The sequence below is a fragment of the Rhizobium sp. EC-SD404 genome, assembly GCF_902498825.1.
In the GTDB taxonomy this organism is placed as follows: domain Bacteria; phylum Pseudomonadota; class Alphaproteobacteria; order Rhizobiales; family Rhizobiaceae; genus Georhizobium.
On the sequence record NZ_LR701459.1, the window covers coordinates 1,702,085 to 1,728,172 of the forward strand.

General features: G+C 62.7%; 21 protein-coding genes. 10 read left to right on the top strand and 11 right to left on the bottom strand.

Annotated elements, in window-relative coordinates; genetic code table 11:
* Window positions 1–58: 58 nt before the first annotated feature.
* Entirely contained in the window at window positions 59–325 is a 267-nt protein-coding gene (locus GC125_RS08970; protein WP_126010969.1) for a sel1 repeat family protein, read from the top strand.
* Window positions 326–382: 57 nt separating this feature from the next.
* On the opposite strand, the gene GC125_RS08975 is transcribed toward GC125_RS08970, so the two are convergent.
* Window positions 383–1,498 carry a pyridoxal phosphate-dependent aminotransferase gene (locus GC125_RS08975; RefSeq protein WP_151987726.1) on the bottom strand — a complete coding sequence of 372 codons (1,116 nt, stop codon included), beginning with the start codon at window positions 1,496–1,498 and terminating at the stop codon, window positions 383–385.
* A gap of 19 nt (window positions 1,499–1,517) precedes the next feature.
* Window positions 1,518–1,949 carry a YqaA family protein gene (locus GC125_RS08980; protein WP_286165437.1) on the bottom strand — a complete coding sequence of 144 codons (432 nt, stop codon included), beginning with the start codon at window positions 1,947–1,949 and terminating at the stop codon, window positions 1,518–1,520.
* 219 nt (window positions 1,950–2,168) lie between these two features.
* Here GC125_RS08980 and GC125_RS08985 point away from each other — a divergent pair, with 219 nt between their 5' ends.
* From GC125_RS08985 to fhuB, 5 genes are all read left to right on the top strand, one after another.
* Complete coding sequence (locus GC125_RS08985; RefSeq protein WP_151985369.1) at window positions 2,169–3,131, top strand: AEC family transporter; 963 nt, start codon at window positions 2,169–2,171, stop codon at window positions 3,129–3,131.
* A 138-nt stretch (window positions 3,132–3,269) separates the two neighbouring features.
* Entirely contained in the window at window positions 3,270–5,402 is a 2,133-nt protein-coding gene (locus GC125_RS08990; protein WP_151985370.1) for a TonB-dependent siderophore receptor, read from the top strand.
* A 7-nt stretch (window positions 5,403–5,409) separates the two neighbouring features.
* Complete coding sequence (locus tag GC125_RS08995) at window positions 5,410–6,234, top strand: ABC transporter ATP-binding protein (protein ID WP_151985371.1); 825 nt, start codon at window positions 5,410–5,412, stop codon at window positions 6,232–6,234.
* Window positions 6,231–7,118 (top strand): iron-siderophore ABC transporter substrate-binding protein, encoded by an 888-nt coding sequence (locus GC125_RS09000; protein WP_151985372.1) that lies wholly within the window; start codon window positions 6,231–6,233, stop codon window positions 7,116–7,118. Before GC125_RS08995 ends, GC125_RS09000 begins: the two co-directional genes overlap by 4 nt.
* Window positions 7,108–9,096 (top strand): Fe(3+)-hydroxamate ABC transporter permease FhuB, encoded by a 1,989-nt coding sequence (gene fhuB, locus GC125_RS09005; RefSeq protein ID WP_151985373.1) that lies wholly within the window; start codon window positions 7,108–7,110, stop codon window positions 9,094–9,096. The genes GC125_RS09000 and fhuB overlap by 11 nt, the downstream gene beginning before the upstream one ends.
* Before the next feature lie 30 nt (window positions 9,097–9,126).
* Here the strand turns inward: fhuB and GC125_RS09010 are convergent, their stop codons facing one another.
* Window positions 9,127–10,308, bottom strand: coding sequence for a GGDEF domain-containing protein (locus GC125_RS09010; RefSeq protein WP_151985374.1), 1,182 nt, complete (start codon window positions 10,306–10,308; stop codon window positions 9,127–9,129).
* A 224-nt stretch (window positions 10,309–10,532) separates the two neighbouring features.
* Between GC125_RS09010 and GC125_RS09015 the strand changes: the two genes are divergently transcribed.
* Entirely contained in the window at window positions 10,533–10,784 is a 252-nt protein-coding gene (locus tag GC125_RS09015) for a hypothetical protein (protein WP_151985375.1), read from the top strand.
* A 59-nt stretch (window positions 10,785–10,843) separates the two neighbouring features.
* On the opposite strand, the gene GC125_RS09020 is transcribed toward GC125_RS09015, so the two are convergent.
* Window positions 10,844–11,632 carry a PRC-barrel domain-containing protein gene (locus GC125_RS09020; RefSeq protein ID WP_151985376.1) on the bottom strand — a complete coding sequence of 263 codons (789 nt, stop codon included), beginning with the start codon at window positions 11,630–11,632 and terminating at the stop codon, window positions 10,844–10,846.
* 195 nt (window positions 11,633–11,827) lie between these two features.
* On the opposite strand from GC125_RS09020, the gene GC125_RS09025 reads away from it, so the two are divergent.
* Together GC125_RS09025 and GC125_RS09030 are read left to right on the top strand one after the other, a co-directional pair.
* A complete protein-coding gene (locus tag GC125_RS09025) occupies window positions 11,828–12,505 on the top strand; it encodes an HAD family hydrolase (RefSeq protein ID WP_151985377.1) in 678 nt (225 codons plus the stop codon).
* Between the two features lie 254 nt (window positions 12,506–12,759).
* Entirely contained in the window at window positions 12,760–13,080 is a 321-nt protein-coding gene (locus tag GC125_RS09030; RefSeq protein ID WP_151985378.1) for a hypothetical protein, read from the top strand.
* A gap of 31 nt (window positions 13,081–13,111) precedes the next feature.
* Here the strand turns inward: GC125_RS09030 and GC125_RS09035 are convergent, their stop codons facing one another.
* From GC125_RS09035 to GC125_RS09045, 3 genes are all read right to left on the bottom strand, one after another.
* Window positions 13,112–14,815, bottom strand: a complete 1,704-nt coding sequence (locus tag GC125_RS09035) for a putative bifunctional diguanylate cyclase/phosphodiesterase (protein WP_286165438.1) — start codon at window positions 14,813–14,815, stop codon at window positions 13,112–13,114.
* A gap of 108 nt (window positions 14,816–14,923) precedes the next feature.
* Entirely contained in the window at window positions 14,924–15,922 is a 999-nt protein-coding gene (locus tag GC125_RS09040; RefSeq protein ID WP_151985380.1) for a GlxA family transcriptional regulator, read from the bottom strand.
* Between the two features lie 205 nt (window positions 15,923–16,127).
* On the bottom strand, window positions 16,128–16,520 hold the full coding sequence (locus tag GC125_RS09045; RefSeq protein WP_151985381.1) for a DUF983 domain-containing protein: 393 nt from the start codon (window positions 16,518–16,520) through the stop codon (window positions 16,128–16,130).
* 103 nt (window positions 16,521–16,623) lie between these two features.
* Here GC125_RS09045 and GC125_RS09050 point away from each other — a divergent pair, with 103 nt between their 5' ends.
* Window positions 16,624–18,078, top strand: coding sequence for an aminotransferase-like domain-containing protein (locus tag GC125_RS09050; RefSeq protein WP_199864525.1), 1,455 nt, complete (start codon window positions 16,624–16,626; stop codon window positions 18,076–18,078).
* Window positions 18,079–18,149: 71 nt separating this feature from the next.
* Here the strand turns inward: GC125_RS09050 and GC125_RS09055 are convergent, their stop codons facing one another.
* From GC125_RS09055 to bcsA, 4 genes are read right to left on the bottom strand one after another with little or no spacing between them, the layout of a single operon-like run.
* Complete coding sequence (locus GC125_RS09055) at window positions 18,150–20,363, bottom strand: tetratricopeptide repeat protein (protein ID WP_151985383.1); 2,214 nt, start codon at window positions 20,361–20,363, stop codon at window positions 18,150–18,152.
* Window positions 20,360–21,349, bottom strand: a complete 990-nt coding sequence (locus GC125_RS09060) for a glycosyl hydrolase family 8 (protein WP_151987730.1) — start codon at window positions 21,347–21,349, stop codon at window positions 20,360–20,362. Before GC125_RS09060 ends, GC125_RS09055 begins: the two co-directional genes overlap by 4 nt.
* A 50-nt stretch (window positions 21,350–21,399) precedes the next feature.
* Entirely contained in the window at window positions 21,400–23,847 is a 2,448-nt protein-coding gene (locus GC125_RS09065; protein ID WP_199864526.1) for a cellulose biosynthesis cyclic di-GMP-binding regulatory protein BcsB, read from the bottom strand.
* Entirely contained in the window at window positions 23,844–26,033 is a 2,190-nt protein-coding gene (bcsA, locus tag GC125_RS09075; protein WP_151985386.1) for a UDP-forming cellulose synthase catalytic subunit, read from the bottom strand. The genes GC125_RS09065 and bcsA overlap by 4 nt, the downstream gene beginning before the upstream one ends.
* Between the last annotated feature and the right edge of the window lie 55 nt (window positions 26,034–26,088).

Consider the following 26,088-nt stretch of genomic DNA (forward strand, 5'->3'; position numbering starts at 1 on the left):
TCTCGAACGAGTGCGACAGGGACAACGAAGAAAACGAATTCGAACGGGGATATGCGATATGGCTCGCTTTGACATTCTGGATCACGAAGTTTCCGCCCAGGGCGGCAAGACCAACGCAGACGTTTTTTGCGAAATGGGCCTGATGTATGCGACCGGCCGCGAATGCGGTCAGGATCTGGTCGCCGCTCACAAATGGCTGAACATCGCCGCCATCAAAGGCTCCGACCGCGCTGCCGAACTGCGCGCCGACGTCGCAGCCACGATGTCGAAGAGCGAACTCGCCGCGGCGCTGCGCGCTGCTCGCGAATGGATGACGATGCACTGAGCGATCGCTGACGAACCGGCAAGACGCTCCGCCAGAAGGGCGCGGCCGGAAACTTGCTCAGCCGCGGGCGGCCTTCAATGCCGCTGGCATCCGCTCGGCAAAGACATCGAGCTCGGCCTTCGGGGCCGCGCTGACCCGGATGCAACGATTGAGTGGTGCGACGCTGGGCATGCGGACGAAAACGCCGCTTTCGACCAGCGCGGTCAGCACGGATTTCGCGAAAGTGCCATCCTGGCCGCAATCGATGGTGACGAAATTGGTCGCCGAAGGCAGGGGCGTCAGACCGTTTTCGCGCGCGATCTCCGCGATCCGCTCCCGCGCCTCGGCCACCGCATCGACGACGTTTTTCAGGTGTGACTGATCGGCAAGCGCTGCCTGCGCCGCGATCTGCCCCTGCCGGTTGACGCCGAAATGGTTGCGGATCTTGTCGAAGGTGCGGATCGTATCCGGTTCCCCGATCGCATAGCCGACGCGCATCCCGGCAAGCCCATAAGCCTTCGAAAATGTCCGCGTCCGGATCACGTTCGGCCGGTCGAGAAAGGCATCTGCCGGAGGCAACGTACCATCAGGCGCGGTTTCACCATAGGCCTCGTCCAGCACGACCATGGTCGTCTCCGGAATGGCATCGACGAACGCGATCACCTGTCCAGCATCGGTGAAACTGCCCATCGGATTGTCCGGATTGGCGAAATAGACGAGCGGCGCATCTTCCTTGCGGCACGTTTCGGCGAGCGCGCGCCAATCCTCGTGATCCTCACGGTAAGGAACGGTGACGAGCCGCCCGCCGAACCCAGCCACATGGTAATTGAACGTCGGATAGGCGCCGAGCGACGTGACAACCGGTGTGCCGGGCTCGACGATCATTCGCACGACGAGACCGAGCAGGCCATCGATCCCTTCACCGATCGCGATCGCTTCGTAGGGAACGCCGAGATGCGCCGACAGCGCAGTCTTCAGCTGATAATTCTCCGCGTCGCAGTATTTCCAGGCTTCTTTGCCAGCTTCGGCCATGGCCTGGACGACCTTGGGCGAGGGGCCGAAGGCGCTTTCATTGGCACCGATGCGCGCATCGAACGGTCGTCCGCGCTGTCGCTCCTGGGTTTCCGGTCCGACGAAGGGGATCGTTGCCGGAAGCCCGGCGACGAGGGGCGTGAAACGCGAAAATCCCATGATGCGCTCCTTTTCCGGTGGCTCAGCGGGCGATTGCCGAGGCCGTATAGGCGATGACGACGTAGCGGGCACCTTTGCCGATCGCAACGAGAATGATGAACGGCAAAAGCTTGGTTCTCATCACGCCGGCAAAGAGTGTCAGCGCGTCGCCGAAAAGCGGCACCCACGAAAACAGCAACGCGTAGACGCCGTAGCGGCTGAACCAGCGCTGCGCCTTGTCGAGCTTTTCGGGCGAAACCGGGAACCACTTCCGATCGCCAAACCGCTCGACATAGAGGCCGAGGATCCAGTTGATGATCGATCCCGTGACGTTGCCGAGCGTCGCTATCGCCACCAGAAGCGGGATGCCGGTCGTGCCTGTGCTGATGAGATAGATGAGCACAGCTTCGGAGGTCCCAGGCAGGATGCTCGCCGAGATCATCGCGGAAAAGAACAGGCCTACGAGTTCTGCCAAGGGGGAATCCTGAGATTGCTGGAACTGGAACGCGTCCGGGAGGGTGGCTTCTTGAGTCAGCGTTTGCCATGCCTTGGAAGCGGCTGCAATCTTCGTGAGGGCTCGACGCGGAAATGCATGGCGCCAAGGGTGTACAGGCTCCGTATGCGGGCGTAAGCAGGCCTCATCCCCTGTCGTTGGCACGATCTCGTTCGATGCCCCACCTTCCAAAAGCCCGCCATGCCGCCTTTCGTCGAGACGATCCTTTTCATTTTCTCCCTGATCGTCATCGGGTATGGCGCAGCCGCATTTGGCCTGCTGAAGGCACAAACGGGCGAGGGGCTGAGCAACTTCGTCGTATCGGTCGCACTGCCGCTTCTCCTCTTTCGGACGCTGCTGGCCGCCGATTTCGGCGAAGGTCTGCCCTGGGGATTGTGGAGCGCCTATTTTGTCGGCGTCGCCGTCACCTGGACGCTCGGCCACATCACGATCCGACGCACCTTCGGCCGCGACGCGCGCGCCGGCGTGGTGGCCGGCGTCACCGCATCCTTCGCCAATCTGGTGCTGCTCGGGCTTCCCCTGATCGCGGGCATCTACGGGCCGGAAGGCCTGCTTTTGCTGAGCTTGATCATCTCGATCCACCTCGTCGTCCTGATGGCCGTTTCGATGCTGCTCTTCGAATGGGCACTGCACCGGGACGGCGTGGCGGTGGCCAGCCCGGGCGTGGTCGGTTTCACCAAGACGTTCGTCAGCCAACTTCTGAGCAATCCCCTGATCGTCGGCATTCTTGTCGGCCTCATCGGGCAATTGGTCGGGCTGGAACTACCGAACATCGCCACCCGCCTCGTCGACAGCATGGCTGACATCGCGGCACCACTTGCCCTGTTCGCCATGGGCATGAGCCTGCGCAATTTTGGCCTCGCAGGCCATCTGGTGCCGGCGGCAGCGCTCACATTGCTGAAACTGATGCTGATGCCGGCAGTGGTCCTCGTCGCAGCTCTGCTGCTCGATTTGCCTCCCTTGACGGCGCAGGTCGCCGTCGTTGGTGCCGCGATGCCCGCAGGTGTCAACGCGTGGCTGATCGCCAACAAGTTCAACACCGGCCAGCGCCTCGCCTCTACGGCCATGACCATGTCGACGCCGCTGGCAGTTTTCTCCACCCTGTTCTGGGTGTGGGTCGTTTCGATCGTATTCGGGTCCTGATCCCCAACTTCCGAGACCGTTCCCAAGTTTTAAGTTGACTCACGATATCAACTTAAATATCGGGCCCTTTGGCTTGGCCATCGGGGGTGTCATCTGCAATGCCCTTGGCGGTGGCGGCCGTATTGCCAGGGGATCATTATGGCCGCAACGTCTTTCCACGCACTGCTTCGATTGGCTCTTCTTGCAGGTGTCTGCCTCCCGGTACAGGCGCTCGCGCAAACGCCGACCGAGCTGGAATCGATCGAAGTTCAGGGCGTGTTCGACGACGGGCAGGGGCCGTTCGAGGGCTACGCCCCGGAGGCCAGCGTCAGCGCCACCAAGGGCGGCCGGCCGATCATGGAGACCCCGCAGGCCGTCAGTGTCGTCGGCGCAGACTTCATGGAGGACACGGCGGCGCGCACGGTCACCGAGGCAACGCGCTACGCACCCGGAATTCGCTCCGAAACCTACGGCAATGATGCCCGCAACGACTGGTTTCTCTTGCGCGGCTTCACGTCTCAGGTGAGCAGTTACTTCGTCGACGGCCTCGCGTTGAAGTCGAGTGACAGTTTCGCCACCTGGAAGATGAACCCCTATCTGCTGGAGCGCATCGACGTCCTGCGTGGTCCGTCGTCCTCGCTTTACGGCTCGTCCAATCCGGGCGGCTTGATCAACATGATCACGAAGCGGCCGACAGGCGAAACCAGCGGCGAGATCACGACCGGCATCAACGAGCATGGCCGCGGGCTTTTCGGGATCGATGCTCAAGGCGTCGCGGGTAGGTCGGGCGACTGGGCCTGGCGCTTCGTGGCATCCGGCAATGCCGGGGAAACCGAATTCGACCTCATCGACGATGACGGCTTCGCCATCATGCCGTCGCTCACCTGGACGCCGAGCGAGGACACGACGCTCGAACTCTACGCCAACGTCCAGTCCTTCAGCACCAATGGCCAGAACTTCCTGCCCTATGTCGGCACTGAGGTGGATGCCCCCTTCGGTCGTATCGATCCGGAGACCTTCACGTCGGAGCCCGGGTACGATTCCTTCGAGCGCACCCAGGCAATGGCCGGCTACGAATTCGAGCATCGCTTCAACGACCGGGTAACGGTGCGCCAGAACCTGCGCTACGCCCATCTCGACATCGATTTCACCAATGTCTATGGCGGCGGCTATGCGGCTGGTTCACCCACCGCGACGAACGCGGATCTCGCACGCTTCAACTTCATCACGACGCCGAAGCTGGGGCTCTTCTCGGTCGACAACCAGGCGGAAGTGCTTGCCGATACCGGACCGCTCTCGCACACGATGCTGTTCGGCGTCGACTACGCCCATTTCGATCTCGATGACGAGGCTGGTTTCGAACTCGCCCCGTCGCTCGATCTCCTGAACCCGGTTTATTCGGGCATCACGGCGCCGACGACACGCTACAGCGATCAGGAAACGGTCCAGCAGCAGCTCGGCCTCTACGTGCAGGATCAGATCGAATACGGAAACTGGGACCTCGTCCTGTCCGGTCGATCCGATTTCGTTGATACAGACATCGACAACAATATCGGCGCCGACAGTTCCCAATCCTCCGAAGCGCTCTCTGGCCGCGCGGGCCTGATGTACGGTTTCGACAACGGTATTTCGCCCTATCTCAGCGTGTCGCGCTCGTTCCTTCCCGTCATCGGTACCGACAGCATCTCAGGCGACGCGTTCGATCCGGAAACCGGCATCCAGTACGAAGCCGGCGTCAAGTACCAGCCCGCCTTCTTGGGCGGCGGTTATATCGGCCTGTCCGTCTTCGACCTGACGCGCGAAAATGTCGTGACGTCGGACGGCATCAACTTCAATCGTCAGATCGGTGCCGTAAATTCTCAAGGGTTCGAGCTCGAGGCCGTTGGCCAGATCACGCCGGACCTGAAATTCGTCAGTTCCTACACCTGGTATGATCTCACGATCGAGGATGGCAATCCCGTCGAAATCGGCAATGCGCCGACAGGCGCTCCCGAGCAGTTCGCATCGCTCTGGCTGGATTATACGGTCCCGCAGGGCGCGCTCGAAGGCGTCAGTGTCGGCGGTGGCGTGCGCTATGTCGGACGCTCCTATGCCGATACGGCCAACACGCTCGAAGTCGGCGACACCGTGCTCGTCGATGCGGCCCTACGCTACGAGAAGGATGCGTTCGCCGCAGCGCTCAACGTCTCGAACCTTTTCGATGAGACCTATGTCGCCGGCTGCAGCAGCCCCACCGCATGCTTTTACGGCGAGGGCCGCGAGGTCGGCCTGACGCTGAGCTACCGCTGGTGACCGCGCGATGACGGCTCTTTCCGCTTCACCTTTGACCGGGGAGCCCGTCGCGTTGGACGCTGCGAGCTTCACATTGGACAATGTCGGCCTGACGATCGGCTCGGCGCGAATCCTATCCGGCATCACGAAGCGGTTCGAAGCCAATCGCATCTACGGCTTGATCGGACCGAATGGCGCGGGCAAGACCTCCCTGGTTCGTATTCTGGCGCGCCATCATGAGCCGAGCGAGGGCAGGGTGCACTACGAAGGGCGGCCCCTCGGTGAATGGGCCGCGCGGGCCTTTGCCTGCAGCGTCGCCCACATGCCGCAGCAGCTGCCTTCCAGCCAGCAATTGTGCGTGAAGGATTTGGTCGCGCTCGGGCGATACCCATGGCATGGCCCGTTCCGCCGCAAATCGCGGGACGACGATGTCGCCGTCGAAGAAGCCATGCGGGTCGCCGACGTGGCGACTTTCGCGGACAGGCTGGTCGATACGTTGTCGGGCGGCGAGCGACAGCGCGTCTGGGTGGCGATGATGGTGGCGCAGGCGGGCCGGTTCCTGCTTCTCGATGAGCCGACGGCGGCGCTCGACATCGCGCATCAGGCGCATCTGCTGGAGCTTTTGCGCGGCGTTGCCCGCGAGCGAAAGCTCGGTATCGTCATGGCCTTTCACGACATCAACATTGCCGCCACCTTCTGCGACGAAGTCCTCGCCATGAAGAACGGCAAGCTGATTGCCAGCGGCACGCCCGCCGAGATCATGACGCCGGAAATCTTGAGCGCGGTTTACGACATCGACATGGCGACGATGCCGCATCCCCACACCGGCCGCCCGATCGGCTTCATCCGATGAGACGGGCGGCCTGGCTGCTGGCGGTTCTGCTTGCATGGCCCGTCGTTTCGGCCGCCGCCCAGACGGCCGCGCCGCGTGTGATCGCCGTCGACTGGGGCCTTGCCGAAACCCTTGCTGCCATCGGCGCCCCGCCCAGTGGCCTGCCGGAAATGGCCGGATACGAAGCATGGGTGAAGACCCCGCCGATGCCGGCTGACACGGCCGAGCTCGGCCTGCGCGTCACGCCGAGCCTGGAGTTCCTAGCGGCCGCCAAGCCCGATGTCATCGCAACCACCAGTCAGTTCGCGGCGATCGATCCTATCTTGAGCCGAATTGCACCGACCCGCTCGCTCGATGTCTACACAAGCGACCTGACGCCTTTGGACCATTCGGTGACTGCCGCCCGCGCGCTTGGCGAGATGACTGGTCGCGAAGCCGCCGCCCAGGCGCTAATCGACGACACCGACAGCCGGATTGCCGCGCTTGAAGAGCGCTTGGCCGGTCATGAGACCAAGAGCGTACTGATGGTCAGCTTCATGGATGACCGCCACGTGCGTGTCTTCACCAAGGGCAGCATGTTCGACGACGTGATGGCGCGCGCCGGGCTTTCCAACGCCTGGACAGAGCCCGGCAACTTCTGGGGTTTTGCGTTGGCCTCCATCGAAAACCTGGCCCGCATGGACAATATAGCCATTCTGATCGTCGAGCCGATCCCTGAATCGGTGCGAGTGAAGCTCGCCGATCCGGAACGCCGCAGCCTGCTCGGCCAATTGCCTGCTTTCGCCCCAGGCAATTACCGCATTCTTCCGCCCGTCTGGCAGTTCGGGGCACTGCCATCGGCAGGTCGCTTCGCCGATATGCTCCTGGACAACGCCGACTTCCTGGAGCGCCCCGATGCGCTCTGATCTGTCCGTGTCGCGAAGCGGCTTTGTCCTGCTCGGCGCGGGCCTGGTGCTGATCATGGGCCTCGTGCTGCTCAATCTGGACCGGCTGTTGCCGACGACGGGGATAGCCGGTCTTTTTGGCGGCGGGGCGCTGCCGCTGACCGACGGCCTGATCCTGAATTATGCCTATTGGCCGCGCCTGCTGACCGCACTTCTAGCCGGCGCGGCACTGGGGCTGGCAGGCGTGATCTTTCAACAGGTGCTGCAAAATCCGCTGGCTGCGTCGGAAACATTGGGTGTCAGCGCCGGCGCGCATCTTGCCCTGACGCTGGGGCTTCTGCTCGCGCCGACACTCCAGTCCGTGCATCCCGAATTGTTCGCGGTTGCCGGTGCATTCACGGCCTGGGGCTTGATTGCGCTGATCGCCCGTCGGCATCGCGGCGATCCGCTGACGCTCATTCTCACCGGTTTCGTGGTCAGCTTCGCGCTCGGCGCCGTCTCCAGCCTCCTGATGCTGCTCAATCAGGAATATCTGACATCGCTCTTCATTTGGGGTGCCGGGTCGCTTGCGCAGGATGACTGGAGCTCGGTCGAATTTCTCGTGCCGAGACTTGCCGTCTGCGTCCTGATCGTCGCGCTTCTGTCACGCGCCTTGCTGTTGCTGGGATTCGGCGACGATGCCGCGCGCGGCCTCGGCGTTTCGCTGAAATTCGCGCGGCCTCTGCTGCTTGGGGTCGCGGTGTTCCTTTCGGCCAGCGTCGTGGCAAGCGTCGGGGTCATTGCCTTCATCAGCCTCGCAGCGCCGCACATGGCACGGCTTGCCGGTGCCGAACGCCTGTCGTCCCGGTTGATCGGCGCGCCGGTCGCCGGCGCTCTGCTCGTGCTCGTGATCGACCAGGCTCTTCAATTTGCCACACCTGGGCAAACCGGTCTGCTGCCGACCGGCGCCGTTACGGCGCTGATCGGCGCTCCGATCATGATCTGGCTACTGAGCCGGCTTCCGACCATCGCGCTTGAGGGGAGCGGGCGCATAGCCTTCGTGACGTCCGCTATATCGGCCCGCCCGGTGCGATCTTTGGCGGTTGCGGCGTGCGTCCTCGTCGCCGTGCTTGCTGCCGCACTGTTCGTCGGCCGCGGTCCTGAAGGCCTGACCTTCGGCTTCGACATCAGCGCGGGTGCTCTGGAGTGGCGCCTGCCGCGCGTCATCGCCGCTGCCGCTGCCGGTCTCGGCATCGGCGTTGCGGGCACGCTCGTGCAGCGGCTGTTCGCCAATCAGATGGCGAGCCCCGAAATCCTCGGCGTCGGCGGCGGTGTCGCCGTCGGCCTCATCGTCTCGTTGCTGCTTTCGTCGACGGCCGGCGTCGGCCTGCAGCTTCTCGGCGCGATTGGCGGCGCTCTTACAGTCATGGCCGTGTTGATGCTTCTCGGCGGACAGCGCGGCTTTCAGGCAGAGCGGTTGCTGCTGATCGGCATCGCGATGACGGCGTTGCTCGATGGTGTCGTGATGCTCTTCCTGGCGCTGGGTGATCCGCGATCGTCGCAGGTGCTTGCCTGGATGGGTGGGTCGACCTACCGCGCGACGATGGAACTCGCCTTGACCGTCGCAGCGATCTCGATCGTGAGCCTCGCAGCAGTGCTGCCCTTTTCCCGCTGGCTCGACATTCTGCCGCTCGGCGACGAAGCTGCTCGGGGTCTGGGCCTGCCCATCCGCGCCGTTCGCTTCACAATCCTGATCGTCTCCGCCATCGTCACCGGTGCGGCTGCGCTGATCATTGGCCCCATGAGCTTCGTCGGCCTTCTCGCACCGCATGTCGCCAATCTTGCCGGCCTGCGTCGTGGGCGGCATCAAGTGGTGGCGGCAGCGCTGATAGGATCGGCGCTGGTGACCTTCTCGGACTGGGTCGGCCGGATCATCTTCGCCCCGACCGAGTTGCCGGCGGGCATTCTCGCCGTTTTCATCGGCGCCTGTACAGTGGCGGCATTTCTGTTCCGGCGATAAGTTCGAAATGCCGGGCGCGACCGGAAGTTCTTACGCAGCCGCGGAAACCTTCGGGGCTGGTACCACGGGCACGCTCTCCGAAGTGTCGTCGGCCACCACCCGGTTTCTGCCCGTGCTTTTGGCCACGTACATGCGCGCATCGGCACGGCTGATGGCGGCGTGGATGCTGCGATCACCCGTGCGTATGCTTGCGATCCCGAAGCTTGCAGTGACTGGATCTTGAATGCCGATCATGGAGAGGTCGGTTTCGCCGAACGCTTCGCGAATGGTTTCGGCGACGCGCACACATTCCATTTTGGAATAGGCCGGCAGGAAGACCACGAACTCCTCGCCGCCGAACCGAGCCGCGTGGGCCGTCGGCGGCAGGGCATGCTTCAACAATGCGGCAAAGCCGGCAATCACGCCGTCTCCGGCCGAGTGCCCGTAGAGATCGTTGATCCGCTTGAAGCGATCGATATCGCAGAGAATGACGGCGCCTTCGCTCATCCTGTCGATATGGGCGAGCGTCATGTTTTCGAAGCCGCGGCGGTTGAGCAACCCGGTGAGGTAGTCGGTCTCCGCAGTGTCCCGATAGCGATCCAACACGTCGAGCGCGACGGCGCCAAGTCCGACCAGCGCGAAACTCAGCCCGATCAGCGTCCCGCTGACCTGCGCCGCATAGGCGTAGAAAGATGTGGCGTAGGTCGCGAAGCTCGAATCGGCTGGGGCCATGGCTGCAAAGACCAGGGAACGACCGACGAAGTCCAGTGTCGTCATCACGGCGAGAACGACCAGAACCCGGCCCACCATCTGCCGCGGCCAGCCCCCGAGGCGTGCGATCGGGATAAGCAGCAGCAAGCCGCATGTGAGATCGACGGCAAGAAGCTCGGAGCGCAGGCTTTCGGCGACGAAGATCGCGTAGGCGACGAGACCGAAGCCGATGAGCGCAAGCGCGATGCGGCGTCCCATCTGGAGCCGCTGCCCGAAATGTGCCGACAGCCCTTGAGAGAGAGCGAAATAAGAGAGGAGGAACACCGCATCGACGAGCAGCGTGCGCATCTGGTCGCCGAGCGGCTGAAATGCGACTTCCCCCGCAAATGCGACCGCATGCCCGAAAAAGCCCAGCGCCCACCAGATCGCGACGCGCGATCCATAGAACCACACGAGCAGATAGGCACCCGCAAAGATCAGCATCACCAACGGCGGCAGGAATGTGAAATTGTCCGTGTCCAACCGCTTGCCCCGTCAGTCGCACCGATGCCTCGCAGCCGATGATAAAGGCCGTTCCCCAATGCGAGCTTAACGCGATCGATCCCATCCCGGACGCTTGCCGTGCCGGTCGAAAAGATGGAGGATCGAAGCCGTTATCCGAACTATAAGCGCATGCATGGTGGGCTCGGTTAGGGGAAAACCGAGCCGTCTTGCGACCATGTCGGCAGCCAGATGGAGTTCCGCCAATGAGCAACGTGCATACGCTTCACGGTGACAAACGCTGGAAAGCGGTGATCGAGTACAATTCCGCCAATGGGCCGATCGAAACGACCCACTACCTGGAGGAATTGATCGAACTTCACATGCTCATGGAGCGCGGCCCAGACTGGAACACTCTTGAAAAATGCACCCTGACGCTCAACCGCCACGACGGTGGCGAGATGCAGGAGCGGGTCTCCAAGGCCGCGCAGGTTCAAGTGTCGGAGGCGTCGTCCTGAGATGACGGATGGACTGAGCCGCCATCAGCGGCCCAGCATTCTAGCGACCAAGTAGGCGATTACTGCTGAATAGGTTTCACCGGGGTCGGATCTTCGAGCAAAGCAGCTTCCGGAACGAGGCTTTGGAAGATCGCATCGTTCGTCGCGCGCCAGTCTTCGTCATCCAGCCATTTGTAGTCTTGATCGGGCATGAGCGGCACCGTCTGCACTTGCTCGTTCGAGATGCGCAGGAAAAAGCTGCGCCGCTGCTGATCGATCACGAGATAGCGAAGCGGCACGACCAGACTGTCTTCGCCCGGTACGAAGAAGCCGCCTGAAGCGACGACAGCATAATCCCAGCGATCACGGGTCCCGATGATCACGTTGCGCACTTCACCGACGATCATGTCGTCCGACGTTCGCACTTCCGCGCCGACGATCTCACTGGCAAGAAGACCCGGATCGAGATCGGCGAGGCTGACCAGCGATCCCTCGTTCGGCATTCCCCGTGTCCCCTGGATCTGACCCAGCCGGTGCCATTCGGGCTGGCTGGCGGCCAGTTGCTGATCTGCCGCATCTTCGTCGTTATTGCCCATGCGGCCCATGGCCGGCGCGGCGATCAATTCTCGAATGTTGCCGACCAGTCGTTCGCAATCCTGCTCCAGGCCATACACCCACAGCAGATAGGCCGCATCTCGAAGCGCACGCAGATCGAGCACGAGATAGCGGTTCTCCGGATCGCGCAGTTCAGGCTTTTCGAGGATGGCCTGCTCGAGCTGGGTGTCTGAAATGTTGCAGGCGGCCATGACCGGTCCGCTGCCGAGCGCGAGTGTGATCGCAGCGGCAGCGAGTGCTTTCAATTTTGTCATCGATGTTCCGACAGGAGCTTGTTTGGCCTGACCCCGTTCTTGACGAGCAGGCAATTCGGTATGAAGCATCCCGTTTGGCTTCATCCATAAGCCATAACTTATTTGTATCCATTTTGTTCCGGTGTGATTCCGATTATGCAGGCGTCGGGGGCTGATCGCGCGCCTTCATCGCAACATCGAAAAGGACCGCCGAATATGAACTTTCACGAGCATTTTCTGAGCAGAACGTTCGATGCGGTTCTCTTCGACATGGACGGAACGATCCTGACCTCGATCAAGGCCACGGAACGTGTCTGGGGCGCTTGGGGACTGAAGCACGGGCTCGATCTCGATGCTTTCCTGCCGACGATCCACGGGGTGCGCGCGATCGACACCATCCGCAAGCTGAACCTGCCGGGCGTCGATGCGGACGTCGAAGCAGCCGAGATCATGCGCGCCGAAATCGAAGACACCGATGGGATCGAGCAGATCGCCGGGGCTGCGGATTTTCTAGCCTCGCTGCCGACCGATCGCTGGGCTGTCGTGACCTCCGCACCCCGCGCACTTGCCGAGCGCAGGATTGCGGCGGCAGGTCTTCCGACCCCGCCGCAAATGATCACCGCCGAGGATGTGGAGAAGGGAAAGCCGCAACCCGATTGCTTCCTCACCGCGGCACGTCGCCTCGGCGCAGACCCAGCGCGCTGTTTGGTGTTTGAGGACGCCCCCGCAGGCATCACCGCCGCTGAGACGGCCGGCTGCGTGGTGGTCGTGATCTCAGCGACGCACCGCCATCCTTTGGCGACGCACCACATCCAGATCGCCGACTACAACGGGTTTCAGGTGTCGTCCGAACGGTCGTCCGGCATCAGGCTCGAACGCAAGCCAGCGGACTGATCAACGTACGTCGCGCCGTCGGGCGAATACTTTGCGCATCTTACCAAGAGCGGTGTCTCCAAAGAACGTGCAACGACGCCATTCGGTTCGAAGGAGAGCTCCCGCTCAGATTCCGGCGTCCCCTTCGACTTGGAAAGGTCCCAGTTTAACCTTTTTCAATTTGAGTTAATTCGTATTTTTGCCTCGGCATAACAGGGTCTCTTGGTTCGGGCGCAGGCGCTCTCGTCGTTCTAAGGGGACTCCGTCGTGGTCAAGTGGCAAGCAATCAGCATCAAGAAAAAGGTTTATCTCTGCTTTTTTATTCTTATGGCCACTTCGGTAGCGGCCTTCGCATACACCTATACGGCACTCGAGTATCTCAAAACTGTCTGGTCAAAGAAGATCCCCGGGCCGCCGCGGACAAGATCAGCGCAGAACTCAGCGGCATCGGCGTTGCGGTCGCCGATAAGTCCGATGGTTTTCAGACCTTCGGGATCACAGATGCTCTCGAAGCCATAGCAACGATGGTGGAGCGCACGGTCGACGAGAAACTCGCCGACCGGCAGTTCGCGGTCCCGGCTTTAGCGATCCACTAATCCCTTCGCGGCAAGGAGCGGACGCAGCGGATCACGCTGGCTCCATCTGGCCGCTGTCCATCCGTGCCAGGCTGGCCATGAAGCTTTCGCCGTCGGAGGGAAAGCCGAACAGATAGCCCTGTCCGACCGCGCAGCCCATTTCCGAAAGCATTGCGCGCTGAGCTTCGGTCTCCACACCCTCCGCGACGACGGTCAGGCCTAGGGCCCGTCCGAGTTCGATGATGGCGCGGACGATCACCCTCTTGGAGGGCTTCGTCGTGAGCTCGCGCACAAAGGTGCGGTCAATCTTGATCTCGGTGACCGGAAAAGCTTCGAGCGAGCGCAGGTTCAAATAACCGGTGCCGAAGTCGTCGACTGATAGCCCCACGCCGATCTGGCGCAAGCGTTCGAACGCGTCCATCACACCAGGCGTATCGCTGAGAAACATGCTTTCGGTGATTTCAAGCGTCAACCAAGCCGGGTCGGCGCCGGTCAGCCGCAGCACGCGGTCCAGCATCTCGGCCATGTCCAGCTGCAGAAATTCCGCAGCGGATACGTTCACCGAAAACCGGAGAGGCTTCGCCCGGTTCGCATTGAGGCGGCCGGCGAATGTTGCGACGGTCGTCAGGCTCCGTTCGGTCAATTCCAGCAGCAGGCCGGATCGCTCGGCGGTCTCGATGAAGGTGCCGGGAAGCTGGCTTCCGAACAGGGGATGGTTCCAGCGGATCAAGGCTTCCGCCCCCACCCACTCTCCGGTGAGAAGATGGACCTGCGGCTGGAAGTGATAGACGAACTCGTCGTTTGCGACGGCGACCTTCAACTCGCGGGTCATGCGCACGCGCCGGCGGGCCTGCTCGTAGTCCGCGTCACGAAACCGGCGGGGACCACCCAGAGGATCGGACTTGGCGGCCCAAAGCGCAGTGCCGGCATTGCGGATCAGCGAAATCGCATTGCCGAGAGGCTTTCCGATCGCATAGCCGATGGCAAAGCGCAGCGAAACATTGGCGCCTGGCACGGTGAAGTCCGCGGCAAGCGCGGCTGAAATCAGCGTGACGATCGATTCCGCGCTCGCTTCGTCGGGTAGTTCGTAAGTCAGGGCGAACTCGTTGGCGCCCATCCGAGCGACAAGGGATGCGCCCACCTCGCGCAGCCGTCGTCCGGTTTCGGCAAGAAGGGCGTCGCCTACATCGAAGCCGTATCCATTATTGAGGTCGTGGAAGCCGATCACATCGAGCTTCACGACCAGAATGGTCGCCGAGGCGTGCTTTGCGAAGCGGGCTTCGGCAGCCACAATGAAGGACTGGCGGTTCAGGCAGCCGGTCGTCCCGTCCATGTTCGCCACGCGATCAAGCGCGACATGCGCCTGCCGCATCGCCGATACGTCGCGCACGATGCCCAGATAGAGCAGCTCGTCGCCAAGCCGGGTTGGCCGAAGACTGAGACTGTTCCAGAACTCCGAGCCGTCCTTTCGGTAGTTGCGTAACGTGGCGTCCGCCGGTTCCCCAGCCTCGATGGCCGCGCGGATGCGGGCGATGTCCGGTTGGTCCCGATCGTTGCCCTGAAGGTGGCGGCAGTCTTTTCCAAGGATTTCCTTGCGCGTGTATCCTGTCAGGCGCTCGAAGGACTTGTTGACGTAGATTACCGGCGAATTGTCGCCCATACGCTGGGCGATGGCGATGCCGTCGGTCAGTTCCTCGACCAGCGCAGGGAGGATCGGTCTGATGGCATCGGCAGTGAGAAGGCCGTTCTTGGCCATGCAGGGAGCTCGTTTTCTGGAATCGGACAGGTTGGATTTCCGCAAGTCGTCCATGACAGAAGCCATGAACCGAGCGCCCATCCGGGGCAATCCGCGACCGCAGCGGTTTCAGGACAACCCGCGGTCGTTATCGGACAAACTGAGCCTTGCGCCATCGCCGGACGTTCGGAAGCGGTCGCGGTAGTCGGACGGCGTCACGCCGACATGGGACAGGAAGGCCCGGCGCATGGCGCGCTCGGAGCCGAAACCACTTTTCTCCGCAATCGATGCGATCGAGAGCCGACTGCCTTCGAGAAGGAAGCGGGCAACGTCGATGCGCGTCAAGTCGACATAGTCGGATGGAGATATACCCACCTCCTGAGAAAAGACACGCGTGAAATTCCGCGCGCTCATTGCGGCGATCTTCGCCAGCGTCGTGACCGAAAGGTCTTCGGCCGGATGGTTCAGCACATATTGCTGGACATTGTAGAGCCGGCTGCGATCGACCGCCTGTGCCGCGAGATGCACGCTGAACTGCGATTGATCGCCCGGCCGCTTCAGGAACACGACCAACCGGCGGGCCACATAGAGCGCGACTTCACGACCGAGGTCTTCCTCGACGAGAGATAGGCCGAGATCGATCGCCGCGCTGGAGCCGGCGGCCGTGATCATAGAGCCGTCCCGCACGAAGACGCGGTCGCCTTCCACCCTCGCTTCGGGAAAGCGCTCGGTGAGCAGAGACGCGAACTGCCAGTGGGTGGTGACGCTGCGGCCTTTCAGCAGGCCGGCTTCGCCGAGCAGGAATGCACCGGTGCAGACCGAGCCGTATCGCCGCGTTTGCGGAGCCATGCGCGTGAGCCAGTCGATGACCTTGATGCCTGGAGAGCGGGGAACGCCGACGCTGCCTGCGACGAGCAACGTGTCGGGGCCGGCCGGACACGTCTCGAAAGCGAAATCGGGAAGCACCCTCAATCCGGATGCGCAGCGGACCGTCTGGTCATCTTCGGCAACGACAGCCACATCGTAGACCGAGGTTTCGGCGCGGGCGTTCGCTTCAGCGAACACGTCCATCAGACCCGCCAGCTCCAACGAGTGGACGTCCTGGGGCACGAAGATGACGATCCGCATGAAGGATATCTCTGCACCGTGCAAGAAGCTCGAACCTCGCGACGAGGATCGAATGCCGTTGACGGTCTAACAGAACGGTCTCACAGCGCCGCTGAGCGGTCAAATGGTGGGCGAGTCTGAATGGGTTGGCTGTGGTCGCACGACCAATAGCCCTTGAAGCTCTGATATGCCGTGAGTTCGTGCCTCGCGGCAAAAAGAGCTCCGGCTAGTCGTTCAGCCGGACCAGCTTTCCCTCTTCCGCTTTGTGGTGGAACTGGCTGGCTACGAGCCATCCCTTGAGCGGCCGCAGGGGCGGAATGCATGTCGCCAGGATCAGCGGCAGCGAAACGAGGAGGTGGAACCAGAATGAAGGTTGAAAGGACACTTCGGCCCACACTGCGAACAGGATCGAGGGGACGCAGCCAAAGATGATGACGAAGAAGGCGGGACCGTCGGCAGGATCCGCGAAGGAGTAATCCAGCCCGCACACCTCGCAGCGCGGAGCAAGCTTCAGGAAGCCGTCGAAGAGATGACCCTCGCCACATCGCGGACAGCGACCTCTTATGCCGACGCGCCATGGTTCGAGTGGGGCGTACTGGTGGTCATCATGCTGGTTCAAGACAGTGTCCTCCGGGCTATCGGCCCTTCGAAAGCGATTGCCATACAATTTGGAAGTAGATACATACAATCGAGATAGTGTATGGAATATACGGATCTTGAGAATGTCCCGCAAGACGGTCAGCCAGTTTCAGGATGCTATGTCGCACCTCCCAGCCAAGCTGCGCGGAACCGGCAAGCCGATCTATCTCGCTGTTGCGGACGCGATTTCAGAAGCAGTCCTTGAGGGCAAACTAGCGCCGGGTGATCGTGTTCCGACGCATCGTGCTTTGGCCGAAGTGCTTGGCGTGGACCTGACCACCGCGACGAGGGCTTACGCCGAGGCGCGGTCACGCGGGCTCATCGAGGCTACGGTCGGGCGAGGAACGTTTATCCGCGACCCGGCGCTGAAGGTGACGTCGGTCGGGTCGGGCGTGACGCCTGTGCGCGATCCGGGTGGACTTGATCTGGCGATGAATCTCCCCCCTCCGGTATCGCCGCCGATCCATGAAATCATGCGCCGCGGGCTGGGAGAGTTGCTCAGCCAGCCTCCCGCTGACCTGCTGTCGTACCGCACCGGATCCGGCTCGCGCGAAGAGCGAGAGGCAGGCGCGGCGTGGCTGCGTCCCACACTGGGTGAGATCTCGCCCGACCGGATCCTGATCACGGCCGGAGCCCAGCCGGCAATGATGGCGATGGTCTCTTCGCTGGCCGGCTCGGGCGATGCACTTCTGGCGGACCGGTTCACCTATCCCGGCATGCGGGCCATCGCCGCGCAACTCGGCATTAGGCTGGTGCCGGTGGCGGCCGATCGCCACGGCATGCTCCCTGAAGCGATCGAGGCTGCCTGCAAGTCGCATGATCGCGTGAAAGGGCTTTACTGCGTCCCGACCATGCACAACCCCACGGCGGTGACGATGCCACTGGAGCGTCGACAGGCGGTGGCGGAAGCGGCCCGCCGCAACGACCTGTTCGTGATCGAAGACGATGCATATGGGTTGCTGCCATCGGTCCCCGTTCCAGCCATCGCTTCATTCGCCCCCGACATCACCTTCCATGTGTCGACGCTGTCGAAGGTCGTGTCCCCGTCGCTGAGGGTCGCGTTCCTGGTCGTCCCGGATCAGCGGACCGCAGAACGCCTGCAATCGGCGGTGCGGGCAAACGTCCTGATGCCTTCCCCGCTTCTGACGACTTTGGCTGCCACGTGGGTGCGCAACGGTACGGCGGGCGCGATACTGGATACGATCAGGCGAGAATGCGCAGTGCGCCAAGCCATCGCCCGCAAGACGCTTCCGGAAGGATCGTTCGAAAGTGAGACGGAGGGCCTGCATCTCTGGATCAGGTTGCCACCCGGATGGGACGGCGTGGGGTTCGCGGCACATTTGAGAAACACGCGCGGGCTGGCAGTCGTGCCGTCCGAGGCATTTGCGATTGGGGGGCAGGGGACCGGCGGCGATCAGGCTGCCGTGCGGTTGTCGCTCGGGGCCATCCAGATGCGTGAAGATCTTTCAAGAGCACTGGAAGACGTCGCTGGCGCGCTCCGAGAAGATCGGTCTCAGCTTTTCTCGGCAGTGGTCTGAAAGGGGCCAAAAGCGCTTGGTCTTACACGACGACCGCCAATTAGGCACAGCGGCGACTTCCGACGGCAGACTTACCGCTGCCTGCCCGTCTGTTCGCGAACCGCCGCAAGACCCCGAAGCCCGTCCCGGTTGCCGGTCCCGGCAACGGCCTGGAACACGCGCTCCGCATCGCCGTAGCGCCTGAGGTTCAAATAGGCGTAGCCACGCAGAACCATCAGATCGTTGCGCTCCGGCGCGATCTGCGCGCGCTGATCGAGCGCCATCAGCGTTTCGACGTAGCGGCGCTGCTCGAAGGCGCCGGAAGCGCGCTCCGAAAGGATGTTGGCCTGGATTTCACCTGCGCGCTCGGACGTCATCGGCGCACTCGCAGCTGCAACGGCCGCCTCGTCGACAAGGCCGGCGCGCAGATAGGCGAGGCTTTGGCCATAGGCGGCATCCCTGGCCGTGTCGCCTTGGCCGCGCAGCGCGACGTCGAAGGCCTTGGCGGCTTCGAGCGGGCGGTTGATGTCCATCAGGCACCAGCCGCGCGATAGGGCCGAGGCGGGCGACAGCGATTCAGGATTGAGCGTTTGCGTGCAGCCTGTTGGTGCGGGCGCGGCAGCCTGCCGCTGCACTGGCCTTGGCCGCGGTGCGGCGGCCATGGCCGGCGCAGCCTCCTGCACCGGCTGCACAGATTGCTCAGCGGCATAGGCCAGAGGCGCGGCCATGGGCTCGGCGGTCGCAACGGGAGCGGCTTGGGCAGGAGCAGAAGCAGGAGCAACGGCGGGAGAAGCAGCAGATGCGAGAACGGGTGCGGCAGGGGCGGCCTGCGCCTGCGGCGTGCCGACGAGCACGATGCGCTCCGAGCGCCCGGCCCACAACCGCTTCAGTTCGGCCAGACCCGACGTGTCGGCAAGCTGGAACCGCGTGAGAGCAAGACCGTAGGCAGACGCTTCATCCTCGGGATCGAACTGCAGGGCGCTTGAAAACCACTGGCCCGCCGTCTCATGCTGGCCATAGGCCCGGGCGTACCAGCCAAGCTGCTGGGCTGCCGGCGCGTTGCGCGCCTCGGCGACTTCGCCGACGATGCGCGTTAGAACATCAGTGCTCAGCGCGACACGCGGCTCGATGGCCAGCAGGTTCGCCGCAGCCGCGAGATAGACGCCGCGTCGCTCTTCGCTTTCATCGCGATAGGGATAAATGGCTTCCTCCGCATCTGCGAAACGGTCGAGGTCGATGAGCGCCAGCGCCAAGCCTTCAGCCGCGTCGCCTTCCGCTTCACGCTCGAAAGCCATGCGAAACCATTGCTCGGCCGTCTGCGCATCGTCCGTGCCCAGATAGTACCAGCCGAGAAGCCGCGCATCGCTCGCCCCATCGCCTTCGCGTGCCAGCCGCTCCACGCGGGCGAGCGTTTCCGCGTCGACCACGATCGTATCGTCCTCGCCGGCTGCAACCAGCGCATCGCGGGCAATGTTGTCGCGCACCGGCGCAAATTCTCCGGCGCCGGCGTCATCGAAACGCTCCAGCGCCAGCAGTTCGTCCCGCATTTCCGGGTTCAGCAACTGCGAGGCGTTCTGCATCGTGGCAAGACGTTCCGCCGTGTCGTCGCAATTGGTCAAAACGTACCGATAGGCATCGCGCGCCCTGGGCTGACGCTCAGTCTTTGCAAAGGACTCGGCGACCCGCCACAGGACGTCGACTTCGCTGCAGGTCAAAAGGCCCGGATTCGAGGATCCGATGCGGATGACGGTTTCGTACTGATCGAGATTGGACGCGTTGACCAGGCGCTCGCGCGCTTCGGCCAGCGTCAACCGGTCGAGAAGGTCGACCGGCGGCTCCCAGTTTGGATCGTTCATCTGGCGCGCGGCGATCGCCTGGCGTGCCTCGGCGAACCGCCCTTGCGAATAGAGCATCCAGATCGCTTCGAGCAGAGAATCGACGTTCTCCGGCACGGCGAGGGGATCGGCGGGCGGTGTCCATTGCGGATAGAGAGCCCGCAGGCGGGCGATCTCGATTTCCAGCCGACGCGTATCGCCCTGGCTGGCGAAATAGCGAAGAGCCGTTTCGTCGATGACGGGCATCGGCTGGTCTGCGGACGCCTGTGGCGGAGCCGGAGCCTGCGCAACGACAGGCGGCTCCTGCACGGGAACAGGTTGCTCTTCCGCGGCGAAGGGTTCCGCCGGCGAGACTGCGCCCGTCGGTTCGCCCGGACGCGCACCATCGAGAATTTGCCAGTTTTGCGCCAGCGCCGACGACGCCAGCATCAAGCTGACCGTCAAGGCGAGGGCGGCAGCACGCGCGTTCATTCGATGCACCCCACATAGTTCTCGCGCAGATGCGAAAGTGCCAGGAGATGGAGCGTCGAGGGATAATAGACTGTCGGCGCGAAGGTCAGCAAATCCCGTTCGATCGCAACGTCGTCGACCACACATGCGATCATTGCGGGAATGATCCGATAGCCGGCATCGGTCAGCTCTTCCGTCACGTCGCCCGTCGTCAGATCGATCAAGTCCAGTTGCCCGTTGTCACCCACCATACCGTCGCGCAGTCCGCTCAGATAATCCGCGTCTCCCATCCCGCTTCGCATCAGATAGAGCGGGATTCGCAAGGCATTGTAACTGAATTCCGCCGGAAATCCTTCCGCGGGTTTCGGCTCGCCCGCCAGCGACAGCCAGTCCGGTGGCAGCCGACGGTCGGAGAAGCGCGCCTTTGCCGCAAGCGCGACGCCGCTGCGCCCGATCGCTTCCCAATCCGTGTTCGGGGCGAGGCCGGCGAGAACCGGGAATGCCTCGAAAACCCAATAGGAGAGATTGACGACCGGCCCATCCTCGCGCTCCTCGGCGGAAAACCCGGTGACGCCGGGCGAGAGCAACAACTGGCCCTCGTGCTCGAATGTCAGATGGGTGCCGATCGCTTCCGCCATGCGCGTCGCGGCCTCGACGAGTCTCGGATCCTCCCACCCGGCACCCGCTCTTGCGAGTGCGTAGGCGATAAGAATGTCGCCATCGGTGGCATTGTTGATGTCGGTCACATTCGGCGTTTCGTCCGCCTGCCATTTCCAGGCAGCCAGTCCGTCGTCGCGCAGCAGAAGCTCGTTTCGCGTGAACGTCCATATCCGTTCGAAGTCGGCTCGCGCGCCGGCGATCTGTGCCAGCAGGAGCCCGTAGCCCTGGCCCTCGCTGTGGCTGATGCCGTCATTGGCATCGTCGAGCACGCGGCCCTCCTGCGTGACGAAACGGTTGCTGTAGAGCGACCATTCGGCCTCGCTGACAGAGGGCATGCTCTGGCTCATTGCTGGCCCGGTGATGAGTGCGAGAAAAGCGGCGACAACGACATGGCGGCTCAACGGCGTCTCCCAAGCCGAGAAAGCAGGCCCGACGTCGTAGCCCCGACGATGATGCACACGAAAACCAGTGCAAGCGCATAGGACAAGATGTTCGAAGAAAGCCAGTTCGCGACGATAAGGCGGTAATTGAAGAAAGATGGCGGTTGCGACTCTATCAGCGACATCCTGCTGGAATTCAGTACCCGTCCCGGTAGACCGTCCGCTGTGAAGACGGTGAGGTGCCCCGCGAGCTGGTCCCAGTTTGTGCTGCGCACGAGTTCGCGTGCGCCCAATTGCATGCCGGCCTCATCCGGCGCAGTCACGACCGTCCAGGTGCCCGTACCAGAGGGATTGATGCTTTGAGCCACCACCATCGTGTCGCCTTCGGCGGGCACGAAGGGGGCGTCCTCCTGCGGCGCAAAGCGCAGCATGTCGCCGGTAATGTTGAAGGTTTCCGATGCCCAGTTGCGCGTGGATTCGATCGTGCGGGCGATCCATCCGGCTTGCATCTGGCCGCGCCAGGCCTCCATCGTCACCGGAGCGGGTTCTCCGGCATCGGGGCTACCGATCTGGCCTGTCGAACGCGCCGGCGCCCAACTTGTGGCAGCCTGAGCATCGATGCCCACCTGTGTCAGCACATTGCCGGCGATGCTCGCCGGCGTGCCGAAGAAGATTGCATTCTGATCGCGGGCGATTTCGGCCGACATGACCAGTTGGGTCGGCACGATGCGCCCGCTGGCAAGCGACATACGCGCCATGAAATTGGCTGCAGCCGAGAGGCTCGCAGTGGATCCGCGACCGATCACCAGCGGCACCGGTTCTTGAGCCTGATTGTAGGGATAACCAGTTCCGGCGACAGCAGCGAGATTGGGAATCTGTCCGATGCGCGCGAAGTCCGGAAGAACGAATTGCGACGTGTCGAAAATTGCGAAACGCGGGGTCGTATCGGTGGTGGCGCCAGGGGCGCAGACCTCGTCGTCACGTGTCAGAAGATCGACCTCGAACAGCACCGTGTTCACGCCCGGCTTGAAGTGTTCCATCGTGACCTTGATGGGAAACTGGCGAAGGACCGCCCCGCGCCGCGCGGTCATGGCGACCGAAGTCGCGATGTTGCCATTGACATAGACGTTGATGAGCCCGCCCGGCAGAACGGCGCCCGTATAGGCGGCGTCGAGCAGGATCCGCGCCTGCCCATATGAGCCGGCATAGAAGTCCGACGGCACGGCGAACTGAAACGAGCGGGCGTAGCGGCGGCCTGCAAACTGTTCCGATCCGATGCCGAGATCCGCAAAGCTGATCGAGCGGCCTTCGTAAATCATCGGTGCGTTTGGCGTCCAGGTTGCCTCGGTCGACAGAAATTCCCGAGGAGCGCCTGCCGGCCGGTCGACCTGCTGAGCAATTTGGGTGACGGCCGTCAGCCATTCCTGCTGGTTCTGGCCGGTCACGATCAATATCGGCGAAGCGCCGGATTCGCCATCGACCAACATGAGCGTCGGTCCGCCGATCTGCGTCGCATCGATCCCAGCCATTTCCGCGATATCGGCCGCCGCACCTGCAAATACGCGAAGGTCGGGGCTTTCGATCAGTCCATCATCGGTGGTGGCGATCGAAAATTGCGGATCGGGGAAGTTGGAGGACAGAGCGATTGCCTGGGTCAGCCGCAAAAGTTCGGCGCCGATGTCGCTGCTGGCCAGAACAGGCGCGATGATCGCGATATCCGCGCTGCCGTTCATGTCGCCGCTGAGCGCGCGCAGATCCTCGACGTTGGTCAGGCCGATCTCATCGGATGACGGGAATGCCAGAAACGTTCGCGCTCCGTCGAGCTCGGTCCAGAGCTCGTAGGTGGATTCGATGCTGCAATCGGTCCGATGACGTTGGATCGCCTGGACGGATAGCTCGTTGCGCCCCGGTTGCAGCAGCCCAGCCGCCAGATCGACGGTCAATTCGCCCGTGTCTCCTGGCGCCTGAATACTCTCGTGGAGCACCGATACACCATTGATCGAGACCGACAGACGGGAAGCTTCGGGAGCCACGACCACGGCGTTGCGGTAGCCGACGTTCAGCCGAACGGGTGATGCGGCCTGGGCCTCCGTCAAATAGACAGCCCAGTTGCGTCGGTCGCCTTCTCCATTGAGCCTCAACATGGGCTCGGGCAAAAGATAGCGCAGCGTGTCTGCGTCAACGGATGTTTCAGGGGCAGGCGGGGCCGGCTCCGCCAAATCCGCATCGGACTGATTGTTCGGCGCAGTCGTGGAGGGCTGCTCGGCTGGTTCGGGTGTCGCAGGTTCTGGTGGTGCCGGTTCCGGCGTCGTTGGTTCCGGCGTTGCGGGCACGGGCGGCAATGGTTCGGGTGCTACATCCTCCTCGACGGCTGGCCGCTCGGGCGACATGTCGAACGGCGTTCCTTGCGCATGCGCATCGACGGCGCACAGCATTGCGACGAGAGCGATGGCGGCGCGCGTCATGAGCGTGCCCCCTTCGCTTGTGCTGGCACGCCTACGGCGGGATCTCCGCGCCGGAACAGGTAAGTGATGCCACGGATGGTCTGGTAGAGAGCAAGGCGAAGGAACCATGCCGTACCGAGCAGAACGCCAGGATTGCGCCGGCGAGAGGCCTGAAAATGCGTCCACTGATCGGCATTGGCGAAGATCAGGTCGGCGATCATACGGTGATGCACGGTCTGCATGCGCACGAACGAACAGCCGATGGCCACCGCATCGCCCTCACGGTCCTTGTTGCGGATGATGACGGGCAGGATTTCCGGCTCCGTGCTCCAGTGCGGCGTGAAGCGGATACTGGCTTGGCCGGTGTCGACGCTGGCAAGAGCGCCTTGACCGCTCACCCGCACTCGAGCGCCATTGACGGAAACGTCCTCGATCGTGGCAGGAACCCAGATGTCGCCAGCGCCGAACTCGCAACGCCGGTTGATCTGGACGCGCCGGGTCGCTGCCCGCTCGCGTCGTTCGGCAACGACACCCAGAGCGGCTCCGGCCATGACGAGGTTGAGAAGGTTCCAGGCGCCCACGACGAACGTGACATCGGCCTTGTAGGGTTCCGCATAGATGCGCCACACGGTCACGAAGACGCCGATCACCAGCACACCGAAGATGACGAAGAAGGGCCGCGACAGCTCTGACAGCCGGCTCGTCGTGATCGTTTCGTCCTTCGCCGTTACCTTGAAGGTCGGCTTGCGTGGATTGAGCGCGACCGAGATCACTGCCGGAAGCAGGTGGACCGTCTGGATATATTCGTAAAGCTCTGAAATCCACGGCCAGCGGAACGATCCGTAGAGGTAGTTCTGCATCATCAAATTCACGGCCATGTAACTGAGCGTGTAGGCAAGAAATTCGCCGCCCGAGGCCGTGAAGATCTGAAGGTCGAGGAACAGGTAGAACAGCGGCGCGAACAGGAAGACCGTGCGTGGAAACGGAAACAGCCAGAACAGCGTCGACGACATGTAGCAAAGGCGCTGGGGAAAGGAGAGCCCGCGCTTGAGCAGCGGAAATCGAAACCGCAGAATCTGCATCATGCCCTGCGCCCAGCGCGAACGCTGTCCGATGAAGCTTGCGAACGTCGCAGGTTGCAGCCCCGCAATCAGCGGTTTGTCCACATAGACGCTGTTCCAGCCGCGCGAATGGAGTTCGATCGCCGTTTCGCAGTCCTCGGTGATCGAAATGCCGCTGAAGCCGTTGCTTTCCTGAAGCGCTTCGCGCCGCAGCACCGCCGCCGATCCGCAGAAGAACGCTGCGTTCCACTTGTCGAGGCCGCGCTGGATGACGCCATAGAACATCTCGTTTTCCGAAGGCATCTTCTCGAACGTCTTCAGATTGCGCTCGAGCGGATCGGGATTGAGGAAGAAGTGCGGCGTCTGGACAAGGAACAGCCGCTTGTCCTCGTTGAAATAACCCACCGTTTCGCGCAGGAACGACCGGGCCGGCGCGTGGTCTGCATCGAAGACGGCGATCAGGTCGCTCGTCGAATGATCGAGCCCGTTGTTCAGGTTGCCCGCCTTGGCGTGTTCGTTGCGAGCGCGTGTCAGATAGCGGGCACCGAGTTCCGCGCAGAGCTTCTGCAGATTGGTGCGACGCGCCTCGGCGACCTGGGCCTCGATGACGTTTTCCGAATTGCGCTTCTGGTCCGTGCCGCCGTCATCGAGCAGCCATACAGTCAGACGATCGGCTGGATAATCGAGCGCCATCGCCGCCGCGATGGTGTCGGCGAGCAGCACCGGATCTTCGTTATAGGACGGAATGAACACGTCGACGCTTGGCAGATCGCCTTCGTCGACCGGCTGAGGCGGCCGCGACGGCAGGGGCCGCGCCACGATGAAGAGACTGAGAAACAGCATGAACACGCTGTACATTTCGGCCAGATAGAGCAGCAGGCCCGGAATGAAGTTTTCGAGCTGGTTGACCGGCGGCAAAGTGCTTGTCGTGCGCCAATAGACATAGCGCAGCACGATTGCGGTCCCGAAGGCTAGCGCCACGAGCCGCCATGTGCCTTCCGACTTGAACAGCTTGAGGAGGATCATGATCAAAAGCACGATCGTCCCGGCGATCAAATGCGTCTGAAGGTTGATCGGCAGCGAGACGATGAAGACGATGCAGGCGGCAGCAATGAACCAGACCAGGCCGAATACGATCTTGGCCATCAATGGGATCCCGGCACGAAATTCATCATGTGATGTCGCTCCATTTCAGGAATTG

Excerpts from the sequence above, each read along its gene's own strand:
- GC125_RS08970 (WP_126010969.1), top strand. The coding sequence starts at position 59 with ATGGCTCGCTTTGACATTCTGGATCACGAAGTTTCCGCCCAGGGCGGC.
- GC125_RS08985 (WP_151985369.1), top strand. The coding sequence starts at position 2,169 with ATGCCGCCTTTCGTCGAGACGATCCTTTTCATTTTCTCCCTGATCGTC.
- GC125_RS08990 (WP_151985370.1), top strand. The coding sequence starts at position 3,270 with ATGGCCGCAACGTCTTTCCACGCACTGCTTCGATTGGCTCTTCTTGCA.
- GC125_RS08995 (WP_151985371.1), top strand. The coding sequence starts at position 5,410 with ATGACGGCTCTTTCCGCTTCACCTTTGACCGGGGAGCCCGTCGCGTTG.
- GC125_RS09000 (WP_151985372.1), top strand. The coding sequence starts at position 6,231 with ATGAGACGGGCGGCCTGGCTGCTGGCGGTTCTGCTTGCATGGCCCGTC.
- fhuB (WP_151985373.1), top strand. The coding sequence starts at position 7,108 with ATGCGCTCTGATCTGTCCGTGTCGCGAAGCGGCTTTGTCCTGCTCGGC.
- GC125_RS09015 (WP_151985375.1), top strand. The coding sequence starts at position 10,533 with ATGAGCAACGTGCATACGCTTCACGGTGACAAACGCTGGAAAGCGGTG.
- GC125_RS09020 (WP_151985376.1), bottom strand. The coding sequence starts at position 11,632 with ATGACAAAATTGAAAGCACTCGCTGCCGCTGCGATCACACTCGCGCTC.
- GC125_RS09025 (WP_151985377.1), top strand. The coding sequence starts at position 11,828 with ATGAACTTTCACGAGCATTTTCTGAGCAGAACGTTCGATGCGGTTCTC.
- GC125_RS09035 (WP_286165438.1), bottom strand. The coding sequence starts at position 14,815 with ATGGCCAAGAACGGCCTTCTCACTGCCGATGCCATCAGACCGATCCTC.
- GC125_RS09040 (WP_151985380.1), bottom strand. The coding sequence starts at position 15,922 with ATGCGGATCGTCATCTTCGTGCCCCAGGACGTCCACTCGTTGGAGCTG.
- GC125_RS09050 (WP_199864525.1), top strand. The coding sequence starts at position 16,624 with ATGTCCCGCAAGACGGTCAGCCAGTTTCAGGATGCTATGTCGCACCTC.
- GC125_RS09055 (WP_151985383.1), bottom strand. The coding sequence starts at position 20,363 with ATGAACGCGCGTGCTGCCGCCCTCGCCTTGACGGTCAGCTTGATGCTG.
- GC125_RS09060 (WP_151987730.1), bottom strand. The coding sequence starts at position 21,349 with ATGAGCCAGAGCATGCCCTCTGTCAGCGAGGCCGAATGGTCGCTCTAC.
- GC125_RS09065 (WP_199864526.1), bottom strand. The coding sequence starts at position 23,847 with ATGACGCGCGCCGCCATCGCTCTCGTCGCAATGCTGTGCGCCGTCGAT.
- bcsA (WP_151985386.1), bottom strand. The coding sequence starts at position 26,033 with ATGGCCAAGATCGTATTCGGCCTGGTCTGGTTCATTGCTGCCGCCTGC.